The organism is Marinobacter gelidimuriae (genome assembly GCF_000372805.1).
GTDB classification, from domain to species: Bacteria; Pseudomonadota; Gammaproteobacteria; order Pseudomonadales; family Oleiphilaceae; genus Marinobacter; species Marinobacter gelidimuriae.
The window spans coordinates 41,693-65,597 of record NZ_KB889908.1; the positions used below are offsets into that span (position 1 = coordinate 41,693).

Annotated in this window: 24 protein-coding genes and 1 tRNA gene; 3 read left to right on the forward strand and 22 right to left on the reverse strand. The window is 56.5% G+C overall.

Going from position 1 to position 23,905, the window contains the following annotated elements; all coding sequences use genetic code 11:
- Position 1 precedes the first annotated feature (1 nt).
- From A3OI_RS0113690 to rnr, 9 genes are all read right to left on the reverse strand, one after another.
- Positions 2-871, reverse strand: coding sequence for a sugar nucleotide-binding protein (locus A3OI_RS0113690; RefSeq protein ID WP_018404826.1), 870 nt, complete (start codon positions 869-871; stop codon positions 2-4).
- Between the two features lie 34 nt (positions 872-905).
- Positions 906-1,985, reverse strand: coding sequence for an alanine racemase (gene alr / locus A3OI_RS0113695; RefSeq protein WP_018404827.1), 1,080 nt, complete (start codon positions 1,983-1,985; stop codon positions 906-908).
- Entirely contained in the window at positions 1,985-3,391 is a 1,407-nt protein-coding gene (dnaB, locus tag A3OI_RS0113700; RefSeq protein WP_018404828.1) for a replicative DNA helicase, read from the reverse strand. The genes alr and dnaB overlap by 1 nt, the downstream gene beginning before the upstream one ends.
- Positions 3,392-3,583: 192 nt before the next feature.
- A complete protein-coding gene (rplI, locus tag A3OI_RS0113710; RefSeq protein ID WP_018404829.1) occupies positions 3,584-4,030 on the reverse strand; it encodes a 50S ribosomal protein L9 in 447 nt (148 codons plus the stop codon).
- Positions 4,031-4,050: 20 nt separating this feature from the next.
- The gene (locus tag A3OI_RS0113715; protein ID WP_018404830.1) at positions 4,051-4,917 is read right to left on the reverse strand and encodes a YybS family protein; all 867 of its coding nucleotides are present in this window, start codon (positions 4,915-4,917) and stop codon (positions 4,051-4,053) included.
- Between the two features lie 25 nt (positions 4,918-4,942).
- Complete coding sequence (rpsR, locus tag A3OI_RS0113720; RefSeq protein WP_007348899.1) at positions 4,943-5,173, reverse strand: 30S ribosomal protein S18; 231 nt, start codon at positions 5,171-5,173, stop codon at positions 4,943-4,945.
- Between the two features lie 25 nt (positions 5,174-5,198).
- Positions 5,199-5,618: a 30S ribosomal protein S6 gene (gene rpsF, locus A3OI_RS0113725; RefSeq protein WP_018404831.1), complete on the reverse strand. Its 420-nt coding sequence runs from the start codon at positions 5,616-5,618 to the stop codon at positions 5,199-5,201.
- Between the two features lie 262 nt (positions 5,619-5,880).
- Positions 5,881-6,624, reverse strand: a complete 744-nt coding sequence (rlmB, locus tag A3OI_RS0113730) for a 23S rRNA (guanosine(2251)-2'-O)-methyltransferase RlmB (RefSeq protein ID WP_018404832.1) — start codon at positions 6,622-6,624, stop codon at positions 5,881-5,883.
- 111 nt (positions 6,625-6,735) lie between these two features.
- Entirely contained in the window at positions 6,736-9,297 is a 2,562-nt protein-coding gene (gene rnr, locus A3OI_RS0113735; RefSeq protein ID WP_018404833.1) for a ribonuclease R, read from the reverse strand.
- 330 nt (positions 9,298-9,627) lie between these two features.
- Here rnr and A3OI_RS0113740 point away from each other — a divergent pair.
- Positions 9,628-9,714 (forward strand) — tRNA-Leu (locus A3OI_RS0113740).
- Positions 9,715-9,896: 182 nt separating this feature from the next.
- Here A3OI_RS0113740 and A3OI_RS0113745 read toward each other — a convergent pair.
- Both A3OI_RS0113745 and mpl read right to left on the reverse strand, forming a co-directional pair.
- A complete protein-coding gene (locus tag A3OI_RS0113745) occupies positions 9,897-10,574 on the reverse strand; it encodes a flavin prenyltransferase UbiX (protein WP_018404834.1) in 678 nt (225 codons plus the stop codon).
- A gap of 38 nt (positions 10,575-10,612) precedes the next feature.
- On the reverse strand, positions 10,613-12,007 hold the full coding sequence (gene mpl / locus A3OI_RS0113750) for a UDP-N-acetylmuramate:L-alanyl-gamma-D-glutamyl-meso-diaminopimelate ligase (RefSeq protein WP_026224211.1): 1,395 nt from the start codon (positions 12,005-12,007) through the stop codon (positions 10,613-10,615).
- Between the two features lie 164 nt (positions 12,008-12,171).
- Between mpl and A3OI_RS0113755 the strand changes: the two genes are divergently transcribed.
- Entirely contained in the window at positions 12,172-13,434 is a 1,263-nt protein-coding gene (locus tag A3OI_RS0113755) for a 6-phosphofructokinase (RefSeq protein WP_018404836.1), read from the forward strand.
- A gap of 104 nt (positions 13,435-13,538) precedes the next feature.
- Here the strand turns inward: A3OI_RS0113755 and A3OI_RS0113760 are convergent, their stop codons facing one another.
- Positions 13,539-13,790 (reverse strand): GrxA family glutaredoxin, encoded by a 252-nt coding sequence (locus A3OI_RS0113760; RefSeq protein WP_018404837.1) that lies wholly within the window; start codon positions 13,788-13,790, stop codon positions 13,539-13,541.
- A gap of 203 nt (positions 13,791-13,993) precedes the next feature.
- Between A3OI_RS0113760 and A3OI_RS0113765 the strand changes: the two genes are divergently transcribed.
- Positions 13,994-14,461 carry a YqaA family protein gene (locus tag A3OI_RS0113765; RefSeq protein ID WP_018404838.1) on the forward strand — a complete coding sequence of 156 codons (468 nt, stop codon included), beginning with the start codon at positions 13,994-13,996 and terminating at the stop codon, positions 14,459-14,461.
- Here A3OI_RS0113765 and A3OI_RS0113770 read toward each other — a convergent pair.
- The 10 genes from A3OI_RS0113770 to nadD all read right to left on the reverse strand — a co-directional run bounded on the left by A3OI_RS0113770 (position 14,410) and on the right by nadD (position 23,904).
- Positions 14,410-15,846, reverse strand: coding sequence for an ABC1 kinase family protein (locus A3OI_RS0113770; RefSeq protein ID WP_018404839.1), 1,437 nt, complete (start codon positions 15,844-15,846; stop codon positions 14,410-14,412). The two genes, A3OI_RS0113765 and A3OI_RS0113770, sit on opposite strands and share 52 nt — an antisense overlap.
- A gap of 154 nt (positions 15,847-16,000) precedes the next feature.
- Positions 16,001-16,654: a lipoyl(octanoyl) transferase LipB gene (lipB, locus tag A3OI_RS0113775; RefSeq protein WP_018404840.1), complete on the reverse strand. Its 654-nt coding sequence runs from the start codon at positions 16,652-16,654 to the stop codon at positions 16,001-16,003.
- Between the two features lie 2 nt (positions 16,655-16,656).
- Complete coding sequence (locus A3OI_RS0113780; protein WP_018404841.1) at positions 16,657-16,926, reverse strand: HP0495 family protein; 270 nt, start codon at positions 16,924-16,926, stop codon at positions 16,657-16,659.
- A 27-nt stretch (positions 16,927-16,953) separates the two neighbouring features.
- Positions 16,954-18,120 carry a D-alanyl-D-alanine carboxypeptidase family protein gene (locus A3OI_RS0113785; protein WP_018404842.1) on the reverse strand — a complete coding sequence of 389 codons (1,167 nt, stop codon included), beginning with the start codon at positions 18,118-18,120 and terminating at the stop codon, positions 16,954-16,956.
- A gap of 91 nt (positions 18,121-18,211) precedes the next feature.
- A complete protein-coding gene (locus A3OI_RS0113790) occupies positions 18,212-19,174 on the reverse strand; it encodes a septal ring lytic transglycosylase RlpA family protein (RefSeq protein WP_018404843.1) in 963 nt (320 codons plus the stop codon).
- 112 nt (positions 19,175-19,286) lie between these two features.
- Complete coding sequence (rodA, locus tag A3OI_RS0113795) at positions 19,287-20,429, reverse strand: rod shape-determining protein RodA (protein WP_018404844.1); 1,143 nt, start codon at positions 20,427-20,429, stop codon at positions 19,287-19,289.
- Positions 20,429-22,333, reverse strand: coding sequence for a penicillin-binding protein 2 (gene mrdA / locus A3OI_RS0113800; RefSeq protein ID WP_018404845.1), 1,905 nt, complete (start codon positions 22,331-22,333; stop codon positions 20,429-20,431). Before mrdA ends, rodA begins: the two co-directional genes overlap by 1 nt.
- 21 nt (positions 22,334-22,354) lie before the next feature.
- Positions 22,355-22,825, reverse strand: a complete 471-nt coding sequence (gene rlmH / locus A3OI_RS0113805; protein ID WP_018404846.1) for a 23S rRNA (pseudouridine(1915)-N(3))-methyltransferase RlmH — start codon at positions 22,823-22,825, stop codon at positions 22,355-22,357.
- A gap of 2 nt (positions 22,826-22,827) precedes the next feature.
- Complete coding sequence (gene rsfS, locus A3OI_RS0113810; protein WP_018404847.1) at positions 22,828-23,184, reverse strand: ribosome silencing factor; 357 nt, start codon at positions 23,182-23,184, stop codon at positions 22,828-22,830.
- 69 nt (positions 23,185-23,253) lie between these two features.
- Entirely contained in the window at positions 23,254-23,904 is a 651-nt protein-coding gene (gene nadD / locus A3OI_RS0113815) for a nicotinate-nucleotide adenylyltransferase (RefSeq protein WP_018404848.1), read from the reverse strand.
- Position 23,905 lies beyond the last annotated feature (1 nt).

Here is a 23,905-nt window from a genome sequence, read left to right on the forward strand (position 1 = left end):
TCTATGGGCTGGCTGACTTGACCGGATCTGGCCCTTTTAGCAGAGTCAGCTCATCTGTCAGCCCCACACGCCACGGGACTTGTTTGATACCAAAGGTGTTACGAATTTTTGTACACACCAAGCGTGTGTTCACCGGTTCCAGCTGACCCCACCCACTCACTTCATCCACCAGATGCAAATCCTCGGGAATACCCGGCAAGCCGGCGATGGCCAAGCCCAGCTCATACAGGCTGATGCCCTCAGAACCGGCGTACTGATAGGTGCCCCACACTTCAGCCCCGCAATCAAGCTGCTGGATAATCGCGCGCATGACCCGCGCCAAATCGGTGACTGCCAAGGGCTGACCAACGCAGCGGCCGGGCAACGACAAGCGGGTGCCAGCAGCTGTGCTGGCCTGAACCTTCCGTATAAAGCGCCCCAAGCTCCATCCTGTTCGCAAAATAATGTGGCGGGTTAATAAACCGCGCAGGCCCTGCTCGCACTCCCACTGCCAGACACCCAGCTGGTTCACCGGCTGCCCGGGGTTAGAGGCAATATAAGCCGTCTGTTTGCGGCCATCAAAAATATAGCAGGTGGACAATTGCAGCATCGCGATATTGCGATCGCGGGCAAACTCGCCCAGCGCCAGAGGCAATGACAAAGCCGCGCGCTTGACGTCATCAGGGCGTTCCTGGGCGGATTCCGGATCGGCCAGCCAAAGCGCATTGACAATCAAGTCCGTATCCGCCGGAATCCAGCTTTCCAGGGCCGCCAGATCCACGCTGGCGGTGTTACTCACCAGCAAAGGGCTGACCTGCAAAGAAGTGGCGCGCAGCTGCTCCAGCAATACTCTGCCCAAGGGGCCGTAATCGTGAACTACCAGAACATGCACGGGTCTTCTTTACCTCCATTCCTGTTAAGTAAGACTAGCACCAGCGCCGAGGTACCCGGGCTGTAACGCCGGTCAGCAACTCGTAACCAATCGTACCGGCGTGGCCGGCCACGTCATCCACCGGCACCGTGGTGCCCCACAGTTCTACCGGGTCGCCATTGCGCGCCGCGGGGGCAGCGCTCAGATCGACCGCCAGCATGTCCATCGACACCCGGCCGATAAGCTGTATGCGCTGGCCATGGACAGCAGCAGGGGTACCCGTGCCCGCATGGCGAGGGTAACCGTCGCCGTAGCCCAAGGCGACAATGCCCATGCGCGTAGGCTTGTTCGCAACCCAGTCTGCGCCGTAACCCACGCTGTCGCCAGGCTGCAACAGACGGGTACTGATCAGCGGCGCCTGTAACGTCATTACCGGCTTTAACCCCAGCTCCGCAGCCGACGTGCCAACAATGGGCGACGCGCCATACAGCATGATGCCGGGGCGGCTCCAGCCAAACAGCTTTTGGCCCGGCCTGAACAACGCCGCCGAGTTGGCAACGCTGCGCTGCAACCCGGGCCAAGGCGCGGTCGCCTTCTCGAAACGCTCGGTCTGCTGCTGCGTCATGGTGCTGCGTTCGTCATCGGCACAGGAAAAATGGTTCACAAAACCTATCACCTTTGGCGTCAGCTGGTGATGCGCAAGCGTGGCCATCACCCGGGCCAGCTCCTCGGCGTGAAAACCCAGGCGGTTCATCCCGGTATTTATTTTCAGCCAGATACTCGGCGCAGCTGGCGCTCGCACAACCCACTGCAACTGGTCGTCGCAGTGCAGCACCGGTTCGAAGTTGTGCTCTATGCAAGTCGCCAGATCCTGCTCACTGTGAACCCCCTGCAGCAACGCCACAGGCTGTTGACCTACGCCAGCATTACGAATGGCGATGGCCTCTTCAATACACGCCACCGCAAATTTGGGCGCCACCGCAGCCAGGGCACCCGCAACTCCCGCAATGCCGTGGCCGTAGCCATCGGCTTTAATTACCGCCATGGCACTGGATTGCCCAGAACGCTGGCAGGCCACCTGGTAGTTATGCTGCAGCGCTTTTGAGTCTATCAGCGCAAAGGAACCCCTTGGCATCAGTAGTCGTCTCCATACTCGCCATAATTACCGTGGGCAAGATCTTCAAACTTGGTGTATTTGCCAATAAACGCCAAGCGTATCGTACCAATAGGGCCATTACGCTGCTTGCCGATGATAATTTCGGCCACACCTTTATCTGGAGTATCTTCGTTATAAACCTCATCACGATAGACAAACATAATAACGTCTGCATCTTGCTCGATAGCCCCGGATTCACGCAGATCCGAGTTGATGGGCCGCTTGTTGGGGCGCTGCTCCAGGCTTCGGTTGAGCTGCGACAGCGCAACCACCGGGCAGCTCAGCTCTTTGGCGATACCTTTGAGTGAGCGCGAAATTTCGGAGATTTCCGCGGTGCGGCCTTCGGTGTTACCAGGCACCCGCATCAGCTGCAGGTAATCCACCATGATCAGCCCGATTTTGCCGCCATTCTCCCGCGCAATGCGCCGGGCCCGCGAGCGCAGCTCGGTCGGGCTAAGGCCGGGGGTGTCGTCAATATAGAGCGGTTTGTCTTTCAGCAGGCTCACCGCCGAGGTTAACCGGGGCCAGTCGTCTTCTTCGAGCTTGCCATTGCGTACTTTGGTTTGGTCTATGCGCCCAAGCGAAGACAACATACGCATGGCCAAGGCGTCTGCTGGCATTTCCATGCTGAACACCAACACGGGCAGGCCACTTGAAATCAAGGCGTTTTCAACGATGTTCATGGCGAGCGTGGTTTTACCCATAGACGGCCGCCCGGCAACAATGATCAGGTCTGAGGGCTGCATACCCGAGGTACGCTCATCCAAATCACGAAAACCCGTGGTCAAGCCGGTGGTCTGTTCGCCAGATTCGAACAGCTCTTCAATGCGGCTTAGGGTTTGCGTAAGAATCGGATTAATGCCCTTAGGGCCAGAACCTTCTTTAACCCGCGACTCGGCAATCTGGAACACCGTGCGCTCGGCTTCGTCCAGAATTTCACTGCTGTTGCGACCCAATGGGTTGAACGCCGAATCGGAAATTTTACCCGATGCCTCCACCAACTGGCGCAAAATAGAACGTTCGCGAACAATATCGGCGTAGGCGCGGATGTTCGCTGCGCCGGGGGTTTTTTCGGCCAGCTCAGCCAGATACGACAGGCCACCGGCGTGTTCGATATCCCCTGCCCGCTCCAGAAATTCGGCCAGAGTAACAACGTCTAGCGGCTCGTTTTCACTGGCCAGGCGTTCCACCGCGCCAAAAATCAGCCGATGGTCCTGGCGATAAAAATCCACCGCCGAAATCATCTCGGAGATTTCATCAAAGCGGCGGTTGTCCAGCATCAGCCCACCCAGCACGGCCTGCTCCGCTTCCAAGGAATGCGGCGGCACTTTAATTCGGCTGGTTTCTGGATCGCTGTTTGCGGGCTTTAGATTCGGCTTTGCCATGAACACGTCTTCAGTTGACCACTGCTCTGGCGTACGGCTTACGAAGGCTCAGTGGCAATGGGAGAGGAAACAGGACTTTGAAGCATACCAGAAAGCAGCAGGCCCGAAACCGTATTGCTACCGTTCCGGGCCTGCTGTGCGGCAATAAAGATCAGAACTGACCACTATTGCCTGATGCTGAACTGCTGCCGATTACTCGGCAACAACCGCCAGCTTAACGGTTATGTACACATCGCTGTGCAGCTTGAGCTCAACTTCGTACTCGCCAACAGCCCGCAGCGGGCCTTCTGGCAGCAGAACTTCGCTCTTTTCTACATCGGTGCCGGAAGCGGTGATGGCATCAGCCACATCGCGCGCACCAATAGAACCGAACAGCTTACCTTCATTACCCGCTTTAGAGCTGATGGTGAAAGATGCGCCTTCGAGCTTTTCGGCGCGGGCTTGCGCAACAGCCAGTTTTTCGGTTGCGGCTTTTTCAAGCTCGGCACGACGCTCTTCAAACGCGTTCAGATTGGCTTCAGTGGCCGGAACCGCTTTGCCATAAGGCAGCAGGAAATTACGGCCGTAACCGGATTTCACATTAACCTTGTCACCCAGGGCACCCAGGTTTGCAACTTTTTCGAGCAGAATAACTTCCATCTCGTTAACCTCTTCGTGCTTTATTCGACCGGTCCGGGAGGATTGATTCGCCCCCGAATATTCAGCCAACTATCCACAAAAGCCAGAACTACTAACAGAATCATCAGGCTTGGACCCAGCAATACCAGCGCAACGTAAAACATCACCAACCATTGGCGGCTCAGCTTTTTACGCGCTACAACACCATGAACCAGCGCCAGCCCGGCCAGAAACAGCGGGGTTCCCGCAGCCCAGGCCAGCAGCACGGTGTTCAACCCCAGCACGGGGCCAATCACCATGGTGACGGCAAACACAACCGCAAATACCGGCGACAGGCGCAACCCGTGAAACTCTGTGCGCAAACCGCCAGGGTTGTACAGTGCTGCCTGCCAACCACGAGCTAGCAGGGTCATACCTATGGCCAAAGCCAGATAGGTACCCGCCATACTGGCGCTCATGGTTTGCCGAATCACAGATTCCAGGTTGTTACCCAGCGACTGTGCTACGTCGGCGTTGTATTGCTGGTAAAACTGAACTCCGGCTTGCACCAGAATGTCCATCAGGCCGGGGTACAGCTGCGGCAGAACCAATCCTGTCACAATCGCCAGAAAAGTACCGCCACACAGAGCTTTGTCCCACGACGAAGTCACCCGCAACAGAGCTGTCATCAGCATCACTTCCAGCAACACGGCCAGAGCGGTAGGGTCTTGCCCAAACCAACTCCAGCCCAGTGCCGGCAGCAATGCCCAAAGGCCAACGTTCAGCCCCTGGCGAATGCCAAGCCGTAATATAACCAGCCCGACAACCGCTGTGCCAACCCAGAAAAGCAGAGGTATAGCCGTAGTTAAAGCCGCTACCACGCTAGCCTGCAGGGGACCGCGCATTACAAATTGTGCCAGTGCACGCATGGTCCCAAGTCCTGTTTATCTGTTCTTAGTTATCGTGGCTGTCCGAATACGGCAGCAGTGCCAGGAAGCGGGCGCGCTTGATAGCGGTGGCCAGCTGACGCTGATAACGTGCTTTGGTGCCGGTAATGCGGCTAGGCACGATTTTGCCTGTTTCAGTGACATAACCTTTCAGGGTGTCCAGATCCTTGTAATCGATCTCTTTAACACCTTCTGCCGTGAACCGGCAGAACTTGCGACGTCTGAAAAAACGAGCCATAACGTAACTCCTTAACTCCGGTTAATTACTCTTCTTCGTCTGTGTCGTCAGCTTTTTTCTGGCTTTCGTCAGATTCGGCTGAGCGGCGCGGACGATCATCTCCACTTGGGCGGCGGTCTTCGCGAGACTCGGCAGTTTTCATCGGAGACATATCGGTAACAGCTTCATCACGACGCAGGATCAGCTCACGGATGATGGCATCGTTGAAGCGGAAGTTATGGGTCAGCTCGTCCATCGCGGTCTGTGAACATTGAATGTTCATCAGCACGTAATGAGCTTTGTGAATCTTGTTGATCGGGTATGCCAGGTGACGACGGCCCCAATCTTCCAAGCGATCTACCTGGCCACCATCTTCAGTGATGAGGCTGGTATAACGCTCGATCATAGCGGGCACTTGCTCGCTTTGATCCGGGTGTACCATAAATACAACTTCGTAGTGACGCATGAATTCTCCCTACGGATTGAACAGCCTCTAGATTTGCGGCGGGCGTAAACGCCATCAATGTCGCATAACATAAAAGCAAGGAGGTGACAGCAGAACTGCCGTTTTTTTGCCAGGCCCGAAACTCTTTATCGGAAAGACGTTTGCCGGCGCTGGCGAGGTAATGCATTGCCTTTGTTGAGACAATAAAAAACCACCCCGGAAAAGGGGTGAGGTATACTAGGCGGGTGCCGCCAGGTATGCAAGGATTGATAAGCTACTGCAGCTAGCCCTTAGCAGAACGCTGGCGCAAGGCCTCATAAAGACACACACCACTGGCAACAGACACGTTCAGACTTTCAACGTCGCCCACCATCGGAATGTTGATCAATTGGTCACAATGCTCACGGGTCAACCGCCGCATACCCTTGCCTTCGGCTCCCATCACCAACGCCAGCGGGCCGGTCAGGTCAGCCTGGTGCAAGGTAATGCTGGCTTCACCCGCGGTGCCGACCAGCCAAACGCCCTGCTCTTGCAAGGTGCGCAGCAGGCGTGCCAGATTGGTCACACGGACAAAAGGTACGGTTTCTGCTGCACCGCAGGCAACCTTGCGGGCAACCGGCGTTAAGGTGGCGGATTTATCTTTTGGCACAATCACCGCCTGCACGCCGACTGCATCGGCGGTGCGCATACACGCGCCCAGGTTATGGGGGTCGGTAACACCGTCCAGAATCAACAGAAACGGCGGCTTTTCAGAGTTTGCCAGCAGCGCCAGCAAGTCGTCTTCACTCCATTCCCGACTTTCGCTCACCGACGCAACAATGCCTTGATGGACACCGGCAACGCGGCTATCCAGCAGTTTTCGATGCACAATCTCCCAAGACACACCCAGGGTATCCAGCAGTTCGGTGGTGCTTTTTACCCGCTTATCCTGGCGGCCGGTTTGAATCCACACTTGCAGCAGCCGCTCGGGTTCACGCTTTAAGACGGCTTCAACGGCATGCCAGCCAAATACAAATTGCTCTGCCACTGACGGTATTTCCTGCTAAAAAATTTTGGTAAATCTACCACCGCCTTGCGCGCACATTAAAGTCGGCAAGGTGGTGGTCAGCGAAAGACTACAAGAAGTCAGCTGGGTGCGCTAGCTCTTGGGTCTGCGCTTGCGCGGCTTGCGCAATTCGCCGCCACTGGCATCGCCGTCGCTTGCCGAGGCTTTACCACCAGCAGCGCGAGCCGCATCGGCAGCCAGTTGATCACGGGCGGAGCCGGCGGCCGGCTTGGCCCGATCCGATTTCGGGCCTGCGGATCTGGAGCCGCGGCCCGCAGCTGGCTTGTCCGACTTACCACCGCGCTTACTGCGCTCGCCTTTGGCTTTACCGTCTTTCTTGCCACCTTTGCCACTTTTACCGGGATCTCGACCGGCGCGGCCGTTCACTTCAAGCGCATCGCGGTCGGCCTGGCGACGTTTTGGCGTGCTTACCAGCTCCAGGTCAATCTTGCGATCTTCCATACCCACGCGCATCACTTTCACACGCACTTCATCGCCCAGGCGGAAACTGATGGCCGTGCGTTCGCCAATCAACCGGTGCTTGGCGTGATCGTGCTGGAAGTAGTCGCCATTCAGCGTTGACACGTGCACCAGGCCTTCGATATAGATGTCGGCAAGCTCTACAAAGAAGCCAAAACCGACAACAGCCGCAATGACGCCGTCGTATTCCTCACCTACATGGTCACTCAGGAACTCGCACTTCAACCAAGCCATTACGTCGCGAGTGGCATCGTCAGCGCGGCGCTCGGCCATCGACGCATGTTCACCGAACTTCTCCATACGGGCGTAATCGTACGGATATTTCGCCAGTTCCGCGTCTGTCTGATCTGGCGCAATCACGTCTTTCGTTGGCTGATCTGCGTGAATGCAGGCTTTGATTGCCCGATGCACGATCAGATCCGGATATCGCCGAATCGGCGAGGTAAAGTGTGCGTAGCTCGAATACCCCAGGCCAAAGTGGCCGGCTTCTTCAGGGCTGTAAACTGCTTGGCTCAGGGAGCGCAGCATGACAGTCTGAATCACTTGAGCATCAGGCCGCTCACCGATAGAGCCCAGCAGTTGCTGGTAATCAGCCGACGTAGGCTTGTCGCCACCGCCAAGCTGCAACCCTAACTCGCCCAAAAACAGCCGCAGGGATCCAAGGCGTTGTTCCGATGGGCCATCATGCACTCGATACAGCGCCGGCATTTTGTGCTTTTTCAGGAAGCGCGCGGTAGCCACGTTGGTCGCCAGCATGCATTCTTCTACAATCTTGTGGGCGTCGTTGCGCTGCACCGGCACGATTTCTTCAATCTTGCGTGCGGCATCAAATACTATACGGGTTTCGGTGGTTTCAAAATCAATGGCACCACGCTCAGTGCGCGCCTTGCGCAGCAGCTTATACAGGCCGTACAAATTGTGCAGCTCGGGCAATACGGCGGAATACTGGTTGCTCAGCTCGATACCACGGGGGGACTCGGGGTGCTCCAGAATGTCGCTGACCTTGTTATAAGTCAGCCGCGCGTGGCTGTTCATTACCGCCTGGTAGAAGGTGTAGCTACTGATGTTGCCCGCGGCGCTAATGGTCATATCCGCCACCATGCACAGGCGATCCACTTCCGGGTTCAGCGAGCACAAGCCGTTGGACAACTTTTCCGGCAGCATGGGCACTACGTGGTCTGGAAAATACACTGAGGTGCCGCGATTCAGCGCTTCGTCATCCAGCGATGAGCCCGGGCGCACATAGTGCGACACATCGGCAATGGCTACCAGCAACCGGTAGCCACCGCGCGGGCGCGGCTCGCAATAAATGGCATCGTCGAAATCCCGCGCGTCTGCACCGTCAATGGTCACCAGCGCCAGTTCACGAATGCACACGCGGTTGCGCTTGTCAGCATCGGTGACCTGCTCGGAAATGGCCGCAGTTTGCTCACCGACCGCATCCGGCCAGGAATGGGGAATGTCGTAGGCACGAATCGCCACGTCAATTTCCATGCCCGGAGCCATATGCTCACCCAGCACTTCGGTGACGCGCCCGGTGGGCTGACTGCGCAGGGTGGGCTGACGAATGATGTCGACCACCACGTACTGCCCATGACGTGCCGCGCCAGCCATCTCATCCGGTATCAATACTTCGTGGTTGATGCGGGCGTTTTCAGGCACCACAAACGTAATACCGCTTTCTTTAAAGAAACGGCCGACGGTTTGCGTGGTGCGGTGCTCCAGCACCTCAACAATCGCGCCCTCACGGCGGCCACGATCGTCTACTTTGTCAACGCGGGCAACCACACGGTCGCCGTGAAACACCTGACGCATCTGGCGCGCGGTCAAAAACAGGTCGGTGCCATCACCATCGGGTGTTAAAAAACCGAAGCCATCTTTATGGCCAATCACCCGGCCGCTCACCAGGTCGGCTTCTTCGATGGGCAAAAAAGCGTTGCGGCGGTTGCAAATAAGCTGACCGTCGCGGCACATCGCAATCAGGCGGCGGCGCAGGGCTTCAATGCTCTCTTCGGACGACTGCCCCAGTTCTTCGCACAGGGTTTCGTGTGTGGCCGGCGCACCCCGGTCTTTCAGATGCGCAAGAATGAACTCGCGGCTCTGAATCGGGTTGTCGTAATTCTGGGCCTCACGTTTGGCGTGGGGGTCGTTGGATGTCTTCTTACTGGAAACCATTCGGATCCTTGTTTGCTATCTGCGCCTCAGCGGCACAACTGTATTGAGTCAATGGGCGTTAGCATAACAGTATAACGCCGGTTCGCCGAAACTGCCTGATACACAGGCTTTATAAAGCAGGTAGAAAGCGCATCAGTATTTACACTTGGACACGTTCGTAACCCTTTTCTTTATAGCGCCAGAGAAGGCAAATAAACATCTCAGCCTTTTAAAAAAAGTGTTTGACAGCTTTTCGGCGAATCATTAAAGTACGCGCCATCGGTTGAGGGCAACTTTAACTGGCGGCAGAACACTCTGACTTCCGAACACCAGACATCCTGCGAATCACCTGCCGAGGTGGTGAAATTGGTAGACACGCTAGCTTCAGGTGCTAGTGCTCGCAAGGGCGTGGAGGTTCAAGTCCTCTCCTCGGCACCATTTCTTTCCCCAAGATATGGTCTTATCGTAAAGCTCAACCGGACTGAAGCAATTCTGATCAAAACGCCGTTCCTTTTACACACAATGGGTACGAGACGTTTTTTGCGTTCAAATTTTGCCTATAAACCTCATAAAAACATCTACTGACGCAGAGACTCGCACGCCCGCAGAAAACCGCGCGCCTAACCCCCTTTAAGCTTTCGCGCTAGCCTCTCTTCCCCCCAGCGCGGCATCAGTTTCTGATTAACACCTAAGTGATCCAGCAAACGTGCCACCACAAAGTCCACCAAGTCGTTGATGGTTTCCGGATTGTGATAAAACCCCGGGCTGGCTGGCATGATGACAGCGCCCATGCGGGTCAGTTTCAGCATGTTCTCCAGGTGAACTTCTGAATAGGGCGCCTCGCGCGGCACCAGTATCAGCTGGCGGCGTTCTTTCAGGGCTACGTCCCCTGCTCTTTCTATCAGGTTGTTGCTGGCGCCCGTGGCCAGGGCCGACAGGGTGCCGGTGCTGCAGGGGCAAATCACCAGCGGGGCTTTTTCGCCGGAACCGGAGGCCGGCGGTGAAAACCAATCTTCGCGGCCAAATACCAATACCTGGCCGGGGGCTGCCTGGCTGTATTCGCTCAGGCACTGTTGCATGGCCGGCGGTGTACCGGGCAATTTCAGGTCGGTTTCGGTGGCAATCACAATCTGCGCGGCTTTGCTGATCATCACCTGAACCCGACAGCCGGCAGCTACCAGGCACTGCAGCAGGCGCAGGCCGTAAGGCGCGCCAGAAGCACCGGTAAACGCCAGGTTGATGACTCGCGGGGCATCGTCTGTTGCTGCTGTATCACTCACTGCGGGCACCTCATTCATGCACGGCTTGCTCCAATTCTAAGGCGGCGTAATTTGGATTACCCGTTGATACGCTCGATTTCAGCCATCAGTCGTTGATGAATGCCGCCAAAACCGCCGTTGCTCATAATTACAATGTGGCAGGGGCTGGGCAAGTCTGCCATTACCCGCGAAATCAAATCGTCTACTGATGCTTCTACCCGGTGCAAGCTACTGTCGGCGTTGGCCTGTTGCCAGCGTTCAACCAATTCCGGCAACCAGCTCGAATCGTTCAGGTTGGCCCAGAGCACGCGATCGGCGGCTGCCGCGCTGGGCAACAGGGTGTCGCTGTGTACGCCCTGTTTCATGGTATTGGAACGGGGCTCGATCAACGCCAGCACCGGCTCGTCGCCCACCTGCTTACGCAAGCCGTCCAGGGTCGTGGCGATGGCTGTGGGGTGATGGGCGAAGTCGTCATACACCTTTACGCCATTAATGTCCGCCAGCAACTCCATACGCCTTTTTACTCCGGAAAAATGGCACAACGCACTAATGGCGTAGTCTGGAGTAACACCCATATGGCGCGCTGCGGCAATGGCCGACAGGGCGTTACGCACGTTGTGTAGGCCGCTGTGGGACCACTTTACTGCGGCCACCGGCTGCTCGTGGCGCAACACCATGAAATGGCTGCCGTCGTCGCTCAACAGCTCGGCTCGCCAGTGGCTTGGACTGTCGGCTTCGCCACCAATAGACAGCGTTTGCTGCGGGGTCCAGCAGCCCAGGGCAATGGCGTTGTCCAGGTGGCTATCCAGCGTCGGGCGCAGAATCAAGCCCTGGGACGGCACGGTGCGAATCAGGTGATGAAACTGGCGCTCGATGGCTTCCACGTTGTCAAAAATATCGGCATGGTCGAATTCCAGATTGTTCAAAATCAGCGTGCGCGGGCGGTAGTGAACAAACTTCGAACGCTTGTCAAAAAACGCGCTGTCGTATTCATCGGCCTCAATCACAAAAAAGTCACTGCTGCCCAGGCGCGCAGACACCGGCAAATCTTTGGGTACGCCGCCCACCAGATAACCGGCGTCAAACCCGGCCTGCTCCAGTATCCACAGCAGCATGGCGGTGGTGGTGGTTTTGCCGTGGGTGCCGGCTACCGCCAGCACCCAACGCTGGTGTAACACTTCCCGCGCCAGCCATTCGGGGCCGGACATATAAGGAATATTGCGGTTAAGCACCTGTTCCACTTCGGCGTTGCCACGGGACATGGCGTTGCCGATCAGCACCAGATCGGGCCGCGGTTTGAGGTTGTCAGGGTGGTAGCCTTCAATCAGCTCGATGCCCTGAGCTTGCAGCTGGGTACTCATGGGCGGGTAAACGCCTTGATCAGAGCCAGTCACCTTGTGCCCCAGTTCACGGGCCAATACAGCCAGGCTACCCATAAAGGTGCCGCAAATACCCAATATATGAATGTGCATGAAACCGACCGCCTCCTGATAAAAACACTGCCAAGCGTCCCCCATACGCTGCGGTCCGTCAAGCATGCGCTGCTGACCGTTTCGGTTTTACCGGTCATGAAAATTGCCGGTAATTGGCGTATCATGCGCGCCATCGTCAAATCAGTGAGAGGCTTACCTGCCAGATGGCCATTAAAAACGCATTCTATGCACAATCCGGTGGTGTTACCGCCGTTATAAACGCCAGCGCCTGTGGCGTTATTCAGACCACCCGCCGGCACCCGGATAAAATCGGCAAGGTGTATGCCGGGCGCAACGGTATTCTCGGTGCGTTGAAAGAAGAACTGATCGATACCAGTCTGGAGTCCGATGGCGCCATTGCCGCGCTGATGCATACCCCTGGCGGTGCTTTTGGATCGTGTCGCCACAAGCTTAAAAATATTTCCGAAAACCGCCGCGAATACGAGCGTTTAATTGAAGTGTTCCGCGCCCACGACATCGGGTATTTCTTCTATAACGGCGGCGGCGATTCTCAGGACACCGCTTACAAGGTATCGCAGATCAGCGAAAAAATGGGCTATCCTATTACCTGCATCGGTATACCCAAAACCGTTGATAACGATCTGCCCTTCACCGATTGCTGCCCGGGCTTTGGCTCGGTTGCCAAGTACATTGCCATCTCCACAATGGAAGCCAGCCTGGACATCAAATCCATGTGCGAGACCTCCACCAAGGTGTTCATTCTGGAGGTGATGGGCCGTCACGCCGGCTGGATTGCTGCATCAGGCGGGCTTGCCGGTCAGAGCGAAGGTGAGCCGCCACACATTATTCTGTTCCCGGAAATTCCGTTTGATCGCGAGGCCTTCCTGGCCCGGGTGGACTTTTGCGTGAAGGAATACGGTTATTGCGTGATTGTTGCGTCTGAAGGCGCCCAATATGAAGACGGCCGCTTTCTGGCTGAAGCCGGGGCCAGAGACGCCTTTGGCCACACCCAACTAGGCGGCGTTGCACCCGCGCTGGCAAATCTGATGAAGCAGGCTCTGGGCTACAAGTACCACTGGGCCGTAGCCGATTACCTGCAGCGCAGCGCGCGCCATATCGCCTCGGCCACCGACGTAGAACAGGCCTACACCGTCGGCAAGGCAGCGGTAGAAATGGCGATTGCCGGCAAGCAGGCGCTGATGCCCATCATCGTTCGCGAGCAGGCCAAACCTTATCGCTGGAGAGTGGGCGAGGCACCGCTGAGCGACGTGGCTAACCAGGAAAAGAAAATGCCGATTCACTACATCACCGATGATGGCTTCGGCATTACCCAAGACTGCCGCGACTACCTGAGCCCGCTGATTCAGGGCGAGAGTTTTCCACCTTTTGAAAACGGCTTACCAAAAGTAGCCAAACTGAAAAACCAGCTGGTAGAAAAGCGCCTTAAAACCGCATTCGAGCTCTGAGACAACCCTGCCGCACTGCCCGCTTCGCCGCCAAATAAACGACTCTGTGGTTGAGCGGCAACTGAGCCAACCAGATCGTGAGTGGAATGAACAGTTAGACGTACTTAATGCTCGGCTGTTTCTTGCTGGCGTACAAAAGTGGAAAATTCGTCATAGCCGCCAATGTGCTGCTCACCCACGAAGATCTGCGGCACGGTATATACAGGCTTGCCGATTTTCTGTGCAATATCCGCTTTAGTAATGTCTTCCTCAATCATGTCTACCCATTTAAACTCGAAATCACGAGCTTCGCACAGACGAATGGCCCCTACGCAGAAACCGCAACTGGTACGACCAAAAATTGTGACTTTTCCCATAACTTGCTCCCGTTATTAATGCTTGCCTGTTAGCTTGATGGCTATTGGCTTGATCGATGTTTTTCCCATTGGCGTAGACATGATGGCATGGCTGCCGGGGAATGAAAATTGACTGTTTGAATAGCCGCGATAGTCTAGTATTCCGATTGGCCAACTATGCTGAAAGCCAAAGCTGATCCAATAAATCCTCAAACGGAGAACCCGTGGTATACCTGACCCTGTTCGCCACCGCTTTTGCCGCTGCTACGCTGCTACCGGCGTATTCGGAAATCCTGCTGGGCACCCTGCTGGCCAAGGGCTATGGGCCATTCTGGTTGTGGTTTGCGGCCACAACCGGCAATACGCTGGGGTCTGTGGTGAACGGAATTATCGGACGCCAGGTAGATCGATTCAAGCACAAACGCTGGTTTCCGATGACCGAAGTGCAGCTGCACAATGCCCGCAACCGCTTTAACCGCTTTGGCCAATGGTCGTTACTGCTGGGCTGGTTACCGATTGGCGGCGACGCGCTTACCCTGGTAGGCGGTATTATGCGCGTGCCTTGGCTGAACTTTGTGATTCTGGTTGGCATCGGCAAGGGCCTGCGCTATGCCATTGTGTTGTGGCTGGTACTCAGTGCCTACGGCCCCGAAACCGAGGCGCTGGTGTCGGGTTTAGTGTTCTCAGGGTAAAGATAGCGCCGTAGCATTGGCTCGCCGTTGAATTCCGCCTGCAAAACGGCAATAAACGTGTAAACCCCGATCAACTTGCGGTTCAGAAACACGAACTCTTTTGGTGGCACGCGAAAGTAGCGACTAATAGCAGAACGAGCGGCCTGCCGTGCTACCCGTGAAGGCAGGTCGCTTTGTTTCCAGCGATACTGGCCGGCGCTGTTCACAGCCTCGGGTGGCCATTCGCTAGGGTCGCCAATCAACGGCTCCAACACTGACATACATACCCGGCCAAAGATTTCCAGCACCTCAGTGGGCCAGTCACGGCTCATAAACCGGAGTTGCACGCCGCCATCGATCACAGCACCCAGATCGTTTTCATAGGAGGCACGAATCATTTGGATAACCGGCTGTAGAAAGTCATCGCTGTAGCGCTGCACCGCGCCAAAATCCAGCAGCACGATACGATCGTGGTCTGCTTCTGCGCCCGACTCTCCGGCCAAGCGAATGCGATAGTTGCCAAAGTTCGGGTCGGTCTGAATTTCACCCCAATCAAACAACTCGCGAAAGAACAGCTCCAGCGCGGCCTTACCCAGCTCACTGCGGCGCTCCAACGACATGCCGGCAACCGTGGGCGAGTTAACAGAGTGCCCGCGCTCATAAGTGGAGGCAATCACTTGGGCACTGGAGTATTCCGGCAGTACCCGCGGCACAATGAAACGCGGATCGTCTAGCAGCATTTGACGAAAACGCTCGGTGGTGTGGGCTTCCAGGCGGTAATCCACCTCGCGGTGCATCATTACCCGCACTTCTTCCAGCCAGTCGTCGAATTCAGGGCCAAAATTGACTAAGCGGGCCATTTTTAGCAGCTTGGCAACGGCGTTTAGATCGCTGTCGACCGCATCGCCCACATCGGGGTACTGCACTTTCAGCACCAGTTCAAGGCCATCACTCAAGCGCCGGGCGCGGTGAACCTGGCCCAGTGAAGCGGCGCCAATAGGCTGAGGTTCAATTTCCAGCTGCGCCAGGCGCTCCCTGCCCAATTCCGATTGCAACACGCGCTCGATGGCCGGCCACGCCAAAGACGTGGTCTGGTCTTCCAGAGTATGCAGGGCTTCGGTCACTTCATCGGGTAGAAAATGTTCGCCGTACAAGGCCATCACCTGGCCAATCTTGACCACGCTGCCTTTTAGCTGGCCCAGCTCGTCTACCAGAAAGCGGGCCTGGGTAGACAGCATGGCCTTGTGACGCTGTTCGCGGCGTTCCTTCCCACCCAGCCAATTGGTCGCCATGTGGGAAGCCATGCGGGTGCCGGCAAACAGGCCGGCACGGGTGAGGCTAAGCCTGCGTTCGAAGCTGCCGGTTTTTATGCGTGAGACAGAGTTGTCTGATCCCTTTTTTGCCATAAATACTCTCCAACTCTAAATGCTCTCCAGCCCTAAATCTCTCCAGCTTAAATACTCTTTCACTTAGATATTCACTCACTCAAGTGCTCTCTAACGTAAATATTTACTGATTCAAATGTTTTTTAGCCTGCCACTGTCTCATCTCGGCGCAGATTCACCAGCCCTGCTGCCAGCTTACCGAGCCCTCGCCTGTCAAGCTATGGCCCAAGGCGGCAACCAGTTGTTCGGCAAGCTGCTGCTCTATCTGTGCAAATGTGGCGTGCTGCGCAAAGTCCTGAACCTGGCACATGGCCATACCGGCATAGCCGCACGGGTTGATTCGCGCGAAGGGTTCCATATCCATGGCAACATTCAGCGCCAGGCCGTGGAATGAGCAACCGCGGCGTACACGCAAACCCAGCGACGCGATTTTCGCGCCATCCACATAAACCCCCGGCGCATCGGCCCGCGGCGCGGCGCTGATACCCAAAGGTGCAAGAGTGTTTACGATGGACTGTTCAATATGGCTGACCAACGCGCGAATACCCAAGGCACTGCGAGTCAGGTCAATCAGCAGATAAATGACCAATTGGCCGGGGCCGTGGTAGGTCACCTGACCACCCCGGTCTACCTGAACCACCGGTATATCACCGGGCGCCAGAATATGCTCGGCCTTACCGGCCTGCCCCTGGGTATAAACCGGCGAGTGCTGCAGGCACCAGAGCTCGTCAGCGCTGTTTTTGTCGCGGCTGGCGGTAAATGCCTGCATGGCATGCCAGGTTTCCAGGTAGGGCTGCTCGCCCAATGAGCGCACAATCAGTTGGCTCACGGTTACAACACCATGTGCACGCGGCCGCTGGCTTTGAGCTCGTTAAACAGCGCCTGCAGTTGTGGCTCCCCGGTTGCAGCCATGGTCAGCCGCACCGAACAGAAACGGCCGTTACGGCTGTCGTTTACGGTCACGGTGCTGGCATCTGGCCTCGGTGCATGGCGTTCAACCACTGCCAGCACAAACTCCCTGAAATCCGGAGCTGCATTACCAATCACCTTAATCGCGTAATCGCAGGGGAATTCGATTTTTGGTGCTTTTGCGTCACTCATCTTACTGTCCGGCTATGGGGCTCTGGCTTACTGGAACAACTGCACAAAAAACAGTTTTACAACATCCCAGATGCGCTTGAAAAAACCGCCTTCAGGCACATCTGCCAGCGCCAGTACGGGCTGGTCTACCAGCACCTCGCCCTGATACGAAACCTTGATGCGGCCCAATTCATCGCCAGCGTTGACGGGCGCTTTTACCACTGAATCCAGGTCTATAACAGACTCCAGCTGATTGCGGGCACCGCGGGAAATGGTGACATAAACATCTTCAAGCACCCCAACCGGCAAGGTGTTGGCAGCACCACCCCAAACCGGTGACTTAATCAGCTCTTGGCCGGCGCTAAACAGGCGCTCGCTCTGATAGTAACGGAAGCCATAGTACAGCATTTTCTGCACTTCTTGTGAGCGCGACTCCACACTGCGAGCGCCCATTACCACCGCTATAAAACGGGTGTCATCGCGTTCTGCCGAAGCTACCAGACAATATCCGGCTTCTTCGGTATGGCCGGTTTTCAGCCCGTCTACGCTGTTGTCACGCCACAGCAAGCTGTTGCGATTTGGCTGGCGAATGTTGTTGAAGGTGAAGTGCTTTTCGGCGTAAATCGGATAGGTTTCGGGGTAATCGTTGATGGTGGCCTGGGCCAAAAGAGCCAAGTCATGAGCGGTAGAATAGTGGTTAGGTGACGGCAATCCGGTGGCGTTCTCGAAATTGGTATTGGTCATGCCCAGGAGTTCAGCCTGCTGGTTCATGATGTCGACAAACGCGCCCTCGCTGCCGGCAACAAATTCCGCCAAGGCCACCGAGGCGTCGTTACCGGACTGAATCACTACCCCACGTAACAAATCTTCTACCGTTACGCTGGTGCCTTCACGCACAAAGGTACGGGAACCTCCGGTTTGCCAGGCAGTCACGCTGATGGGCACCATGTCGCCCATGGCAACACGGCCCTCATCCAGCTCGCGCTCAACAATGTACGCGGTCATCATTTTAGTCAGGCTCGCGGGCGGCAGGCGCTCACTGCTGTTGTTTTCCATAATGACGTGCCCGCTTTTGGGCTCCATCAACACGTAGGAACTGCCGGCAATCTGCGGCGGCGCCGGTATCAGTACGGTCTGGGCCAGAGCGTTGCCAGCGACGACCAGCAACAATGTGTACACAAACAAAGCGGAACGAAACAGAGATATAAAAGCCATGGTTTTTTCATTTATCAGTCAGTGTATGGATAGGGTTTACCGGCGACTCTTCAGCGTGGCTCTTGTGCCTGGATCAGCCAGCGCGAACCAGTCAACGTGAGTCCGTCAGCAAAATGGTTTGATGAAAGCCGAAGGTCTGCAGCAACTGTTGGGCTTGCAGGGCGCTCTGTTCATTGTTGAAAGGGCCAGCCTGAACGCGGTGAAAACGCCCGCTACCGGTGTCAGCCACTTTAACCCGCATGGGTGTCTGCATCTGGTTTTGAACCTGTCGTATCAGATTTTTGGCCGCAACGTTGCTGGAGAATGACGCCAACTGCACGAATACTCCTTGAGCTGAAGATGCGACGACTGTTGCGCTATCCTGACGTTCTGCCGAAGCCGGCTCCGCCGCCACCACAGGTTCGCGCTGAGGTTCTGGGCGCTTCGGCTTTGATTGCACAGCCACCGCTTGCGACCTGGCGGCTCCAGCAAACGGTTTATTGGCCAAGAGCATGGCGCCGTCCGGGCTAACCGTAATCGCTGCCACCTCTACCTTTGCGACACCCTGGCCCTGGTAGCCCAGTCGTTTGGCTGCAGCGTAAGACAAATCAATCATCCGGTCGCCATGAAAAGGACCGCGGTCGTTTACCCGCACAATCACCGAGCGGCCGTTGGCAAGGCTGGTCACCCGCGCGTAACTGGGAATGCGCAGCGATTTGTGGGCGGCGGTCATCTGGTACATATCGAACACTTCGCCGTTGGAGGTTTTGTGGCCGTGGAACTTTTCACCGTACCAGCTTGCCATGCCTTCGGCCACGTACCCGTCGTTGTCGTCCATCACGCTGTATTGTTTGCCCCACACGGTGTAAGACGATTTGTTGCCTGCCCGCCGCGGCTCCTCATAACGAGGTTGCGCATCTTTTAGCCCGGAGGCGTCAAAGTTGCCGTCAGGCGCGCGATCCTGGCGGATCGTATAACGGCCGGAATGATCTTTTTCCGGGGGCGCAGAAGCACAGCCGACCAGCATGGCCAGAGCTCCCGCCAACACGACCCACAGGGCAGACTTGATGATCACAGTGGGATATCCCCCATAATTGAAAACCGCAAAAGCGGGCACTGCCCCATTCTAACGGCTGCGGCTGGTACTACGCCATTACCGGGCAGCCATGGTTGCGATCCGGAACTGTTCACGAACAGATCATACGGCGGTGGGTGTGAATCGACATCAACACCCCGAAAGCCGCCATAAAGGTAACCCCGGAGGTACCGCCGTAACTGACCAGGGGCAGCGGCACGCCCACCACAGGCAACATACCGCTGACCATACCAATATTGACAAAAATATAAATGAAAAAGGTCATGGTCAATGCGCCTGCCAGCAAGCGACTAAACGAATCCTGAGCAGAAACTGCAATGTAAAGGCAGCGCAGAATAATCAGAAAATACACCGTTAGCAAAACCAGCATGCCGACAAAGCCAAACTCTTCCGCCAGCACAGCCACAATGAAGTCGGTGTGGCTTTCGGGCAGAAATTCCAGACGCGACTGGGTGCCGTGTAGCCAGCCCTTGCCATCGTAGCCACCGGAACCGATAGCGGTTTTAGACTGGATGATATTCCAGCCTGCCCCCAGCGGGTCACTTTGCGGGTCCAGCATGGTCAGCACCCGCTGTTTTTGGTAATCGCGCATGCCGTACATCCACATCACCGGCGCCGACACCGATACCAACGCAAAAAATGCCGCAATCAATTTCCAGCTGATACCGGCAAAAAACACCACGAAAATACCCGCCATACCAACCAGCAGGGAGGTGCCCAAATCAGGCTGTTTGACGATCATCGCCATAGGCACCAACACGATGGCCATACCCACCGCCAGATGACGCAAGCGTGGCGGCAGATAATGGCGCGACAAATACCAGGCCGCCATCATTGGCACCACCAGCTTCATGTATTCGGAAGGCTGGAACCGGGGCAAACCGGGAACCGCCAGCCAGCGCTGGGCGCCCTTGGCACCAACGCCCACCAGCAGCACAGCCACCAGCGCCACCAGGCCGAGGGTGTAAAACAGCGGTGCCCAGCGGCGAAACACGGCAGGGTCAAGCTGGGCCAGCACTACCATTGCGACGAAGGCAATTCCCAGACGAATACCCTGAGCCTTGACAACGTCTATATTGCGGTCGGCACCGCTGTAAAGCACAAAAAGGCCGCCACCCATCAGCATCAGCAGCAACACCAGTAGAATGGGGTCAAGATGCACCGTCGCCCAAAAACCGCGGGGGTTTCCCAAGGAGCTGCTGTCGGTGCCGTGTAATATATCCCGATTGGCCATCAGCCAGGGCCCTCAACGTTGGCGATGTCTGCGGCGGCGCCCTCTCTATCACCCCCGCCTTCGCCGAATTCCAACAGCCAGGCGTCAAACAGGGCGCGCGCCACCGGCGCAGCAGTACTGCTGCCGCCACCGCCGTTTTCCACAATCACCGACACAGCAATCTGCGGGTTATCTACCGGCGCAAACCCCACAAACATCGCGTGATCACGCAGCCGCTCTTTCACTTCCTCTGCATCGTACTCTTCATCTTCAGCTAAGGAGAAAACCTGGGCCGTGCCGGTTTTACCGGCCATTCGGTAGCTGGCGTTTGCGCCAGAGGCACGGGCGGTTCCGCGCGCGCCGTGCATCACGTCGGCCATGGCCTCCACTACAAACTCCCAGTCGTCCGGATTTTTTAGCGTTAACGGCGCGTGATTTTGCTCCGGCAAAAAACTCGTGAGATCGTTGTTGCCGTCAATACTTTTTAGCAGCCGCGGCTCTATCCAAAACCCACGGTCGGCAATCAGCGCCGTGGCCGTTGCCAACTGCAAAGGCGTGGCCAACATGAAACCTTGGCCGATACCCAGATTAACCGTGTCACCGGGATACCAGGGTTCCTGCCGGGCGCCCTGCTTCCATTCCCGTGAAGGAAGAAGGCCACTCAGTGCCCCTGCTACGTCCAGCGCAGCGTCTTCACCGAATCCAAATCGAGAAAGGTAGTGGTGAATGGTATCAACCCCCATGTCCACCGCGATTTCGTAAAAATACACATCGCAGGATTGGGTTATGGCCAGGTCAAGGTCAACCCACCCATGCCCTGAACGTTTCCAGTCCCGATAGCGCCGTCCAGACGAGTTCAACTGGAAATAACCTGGATCCCACACCCGGCGTGTGCGATTTGTTGCACCGCTATCCAGTGCCGCAATCGCCAGCATCGGTTTCAGAGTAGAGCCAGGGGGGTACTGCCCACGAAGGGCGCGGTTAAACAAAGGTTTATCGCGGCTTTCACTCAGTTCGCGATAGTCTTCTACGCTGATGCCGGTCACAAACTGGTTGGCGTCAAACGCCGGCACACTGGCCAACGCCAGAATACCGCCTGTTGCCGGTTCAATCGCCACAATGGCTCCGCGCCGACCGTCAAGCAGCTTGTGGGCCAGCTTCTGTAAGCGCAAATCCAGATGCAGCTGAATATTTTCACCGGGCACCGGATTTTTGCGCTCCAACACCCTAAGGGTGCGGCCACGAGCGTTGGTTTCAACATGCTGGTAGCCAACCTTGCCGTGCAGCTGCTGTTCGTAAAAACGCTCAATTCCAGATTTTCCGATGTAATTAGTACCGGCGTAGTTAACCGGATCAATACGCTGCAACTCACTTTGATTAATGCGCCCCACGAAGCCCAAGGCATGGGCGGTAAATTCGCTGTGGGGGTAGTAGCGCACCAGCTCGGCCTGCACTTCTACGCCCGGTAACTCATGGCGCAGCACCGCTAGCCGGGCGATTTCTTCTTCATTAAGATCATAACGCAGAGGCAATTCCTGAAACGGACGGCGGCGCTCTTTCAAGCGGCGCTGAAAGCGTTCAAGGTCTTCATCGGAAATGGACAGAATGGTTTGCAGGCGCGCCAGGGTAGCGCTCATATCAGCAATGCGCTCGGGCACCAGAGTCACGCTGAACACCGGGCGGTTTTCCGCCAGCAGCACGCGGTTGCGATCGTATACCAACCCCCGAGGCGGCGGCACCGACTGCACCTGAACCCGATTTTTGTCTGACAGTGTGGTGTAGATCTCGTGTTCTACTACTTGCAACTGGTACAGGCGCGCAATCAACGCTCCCGTTAGCAACATTACAAAAATCAGCATGACCAGAGTGCGGCGCTGGAACAAACGGCGTTCAGCGGCTATATTTTTGAATTCACCCCAAGGCATGAAGCACTCCCATCGTGCGCCTTACGCCCTGTGGTAAGGATGATTGCGGGTAATGGACCAGGCTCGGTACAGCTGCTCCGCTAACACAATGCGTACCAACGGGTGAGGCAGCGTCAGCAGCGATAAAGACCATTGTTGGTCGGCGCGCTGGCGACAGGCGTCAGCAAGCCCGTCCGGCCCGCCCACCAGAAAGTTGACGTCGCGGCCATCCTGTTGCCAGTTTTCCAGTTGCGCAGCCAGTTTTTCTGTCGACCAGGGACTCCCACCCACTTCCAGCGCTACCACCCGGTCTTTCGGTTGGGTAGCGGCAAGAATGGCATCGCTTTCGCGCTGAATGAGTCTGGGGATGTCCGGGTTTTTACCCCGGTGTGCCATGGCGATTTCGATCAGCTCCAGAGATAACTCCGGAGGCATGCGGCGAGCGTAATCCAGATAACCGGCACTGACCCAGTCGGGCATTTTTTGCCCCACGCAGATCAGACGTAAACGCATGGTTATTCGCCGCCCGCGAGACCAAAATCAGGTGCAGGGGCGTCACGCCAAAATCGTTCCAAGTCGTAAAATTCGCGAGCCGCCGGCATCATTACATGCACCACAACGTCACCCAAATCCACCAGTATCCAGTCGCTACCGCCTGCGCCTTCTATATGATCAACCCGAACACCCTGCTCTTTGGCGTCAACGACGACCGAATTGGCCAACGCTTTCAAGTGTCGGTTGGACGTGCCAGACGCCAAAACCATGAAATCTGTGACACCGGTGCGCTCACGCACATCAATGACACTTAAATCCTGGGCTTTTACATCTTCCAGCGCGTTTATTACCAGATCTTTCAGTTGTTCGGCCTGCATAATCACCCTGTTGCCCGGGCTCTGGCCAGAATGGCCGCCCGAAAAGTCGTTATTAACGCGATTGTAGCACTAAAGTTCCACCGCAGGGCAGGCACCATAGAGCCCTTGCCGGTGAATTTCTGCCAGCGCTGGCAAAGGAAGCAGGTAGCGCGCGGAATGACCCGACGCCAGACGCTGACGAATGGCGGTCGCGGAAATATCCAGCAAGGGCGGCGCAAACATTACAATTCGGCCACAAGGCGAGTTTTTAAGCTCATGACCGTGTTCGACGTAATGCTTCGACAGCAAAAAGGCGGGCACACCCTGTGGGTCTAGCGTCGGCCCGGGGCGGCTGACCACCACAATATGCGCCAGTGCCAGAATTTCCTGCCACTGGCGCCAGCGATCAAAACCGGCAAACGCATCGGTACCCACGGCCATCACCAGTGGGCAATCCGAGCCCAATTCGGCGCGCAGTTGGCGCAGGGTGTCGGCGGTAAAGGATTTACCGCCGCGATCCAACTCGCGCGGGTCAATCGCCAACGCCGGCTCGTCCTTAATCGCCAGTTGCAAAAGCCGAAGTCGCTGGTCGGCGGTTGCGCCTGTTGCGCCGCGGTGCGGGGGAGTATAGCTGGGCACCAGGTGCACCTGAGCCACTCCCAGATAACCCTTGAGCTCGAGGCCTAGTCGCAGGTGGCCGTGGTGCACTGGGTCAAAGGTTCCACCATAAATTACGTGCATG

Excerpts from the sequence above, each read along its gene's own strand:
- rplI (WP_018404829.1), bottom strand. The coding sequence starts at position 4,030 with ATGGAAGTTATTCTGCTCGAAAAAGTTGCAAACCTGGGTGCCCTGGGT.
- A3OI_RS0113770 (WP_018404839.1), bottom strand. The coding sequence starts at position 15,846 with ATGGCAAAAAAGGGATCAGACAACTCTGTCTCACGCATAAAAACCGGC.
- rlmH (WP_018404846.1), bottom strand. The coding sequence starts at position 22,825 with ATGCGTTTACGTCTGATCTGCGTGGGGCAAAAAATGCCCGACTGGGTC.
- A3OI_RS0113715 (WP_018404830.1), bottom strand. The coding sequence starts at position 4,917 with ATGCGTGCACTGGCACAATTTGTAATGCGCGGTCCCCTGCAGGCTAGC.
- rpsR (WP_007348899.1), bottom strand. The coding sequence starts at position 5,173 with ATGGCTCGTTTTTTCAGACGTCGCAAGTTCTGCCGGTTCACGGCAGAA.
- A3OI_RS0113755 (WP_018404836.1), top strand. The coding sequence starts at position 12,172 with ATGGCCATTAAAAACGCATTCTATGCACAATCCGGTGGTGTTACCGCC.
- A3OI_RS0113785 (WP_018404842.1), bottom strand. The coding sequence starts at position 18,120 with ATGGCTTTTATATCTCTGTTTCGTTCCGCTTTGTTTGTGTACACATTG.
- rodA (WP_018404844.1), bottom strand. The coding sequence starts at position 20,429 with ATGGCCAATCGGGATATATTACACGGCACCGACAGCAGCTCCTTGGGA.
- A3OI_RS0113760 (WP_018404837.1), bottom strand. The coding sequence starts at position 13,790 with ATGGGAAAAGTCACAATTTTTGGTCGTACCAGTTGCGGTTTCTGCGTA.
- mpl (WP_026224211.1), bottom strand. The coding sequence starts at position 12,007 with ATGCACATTCATATATTGGGTATTTGCGGCACCTTTATGGGTAGCCTG.
- dnaB (WP_018404828.1), bottom strand. The coding sequence starts at position 3,391 with ATGGCAAAGCCGAATCTAAAGCCCGCAAACAGCGATCCAGAAACCAGC.
- rnr (WP_018404833.1), bottom strand. The coding sequence starts at position 9,297 with ATGGTTTCCAGTAAGAAGACATCCAACGACCCCCACGCCAAACGTGAG.
- A3OI_RS0113780 (WP_018404841.1), bottom strand. The coding sequence starts at position 16,926 with ATGAGTGACGCAAAAGCACCAAAAATCGAATTCCCCTGCGATTACGCG.
- A3OI_RS0113745 (WP_018404834.1), bottom strand. The coding sequence starts at position 10,574 with ATGAATGAGGTGCCCGCAGTGAGTGATACAGCAGCAACAGACGATGCC.
- mrdA (WP_018404845.1), bottom strand. The coding sequence starts at position 22,333 with ATGCCTTGGGGTGAATTCAAAAATATAGCCGCTGAACGCCGTTTGTTC.
- rsfS (WP_018404847.1), bottom strand. The coding sequence starts at position 23,184 with ATGCAGGCCGAACAACTGAAAGATCTGGTAATAAACGCGCTGGAAGAT.
- alr (WP_018404827.1), bottom strand. The coding sequence starts at position 1,985 with ATGCCAAGGGGTTCCTTTGCGCTGATAGACTCAAAAGCGCTGCAGCAT.
- nadD (WP_018404848.1), bottom strand. The coding sequence starts at position 23,904 with ATGCACGTAATTTATGGTGGAACCTTTGACCCAGTGCACCACGGCCAC.
- rpsF (WP_018404831.1), bottom strand. The coding sequence starts at position 5,618 with ATGCGTCACTACGAAGTTGTATTTATGGTACACCCGGATCAAAGCGAG.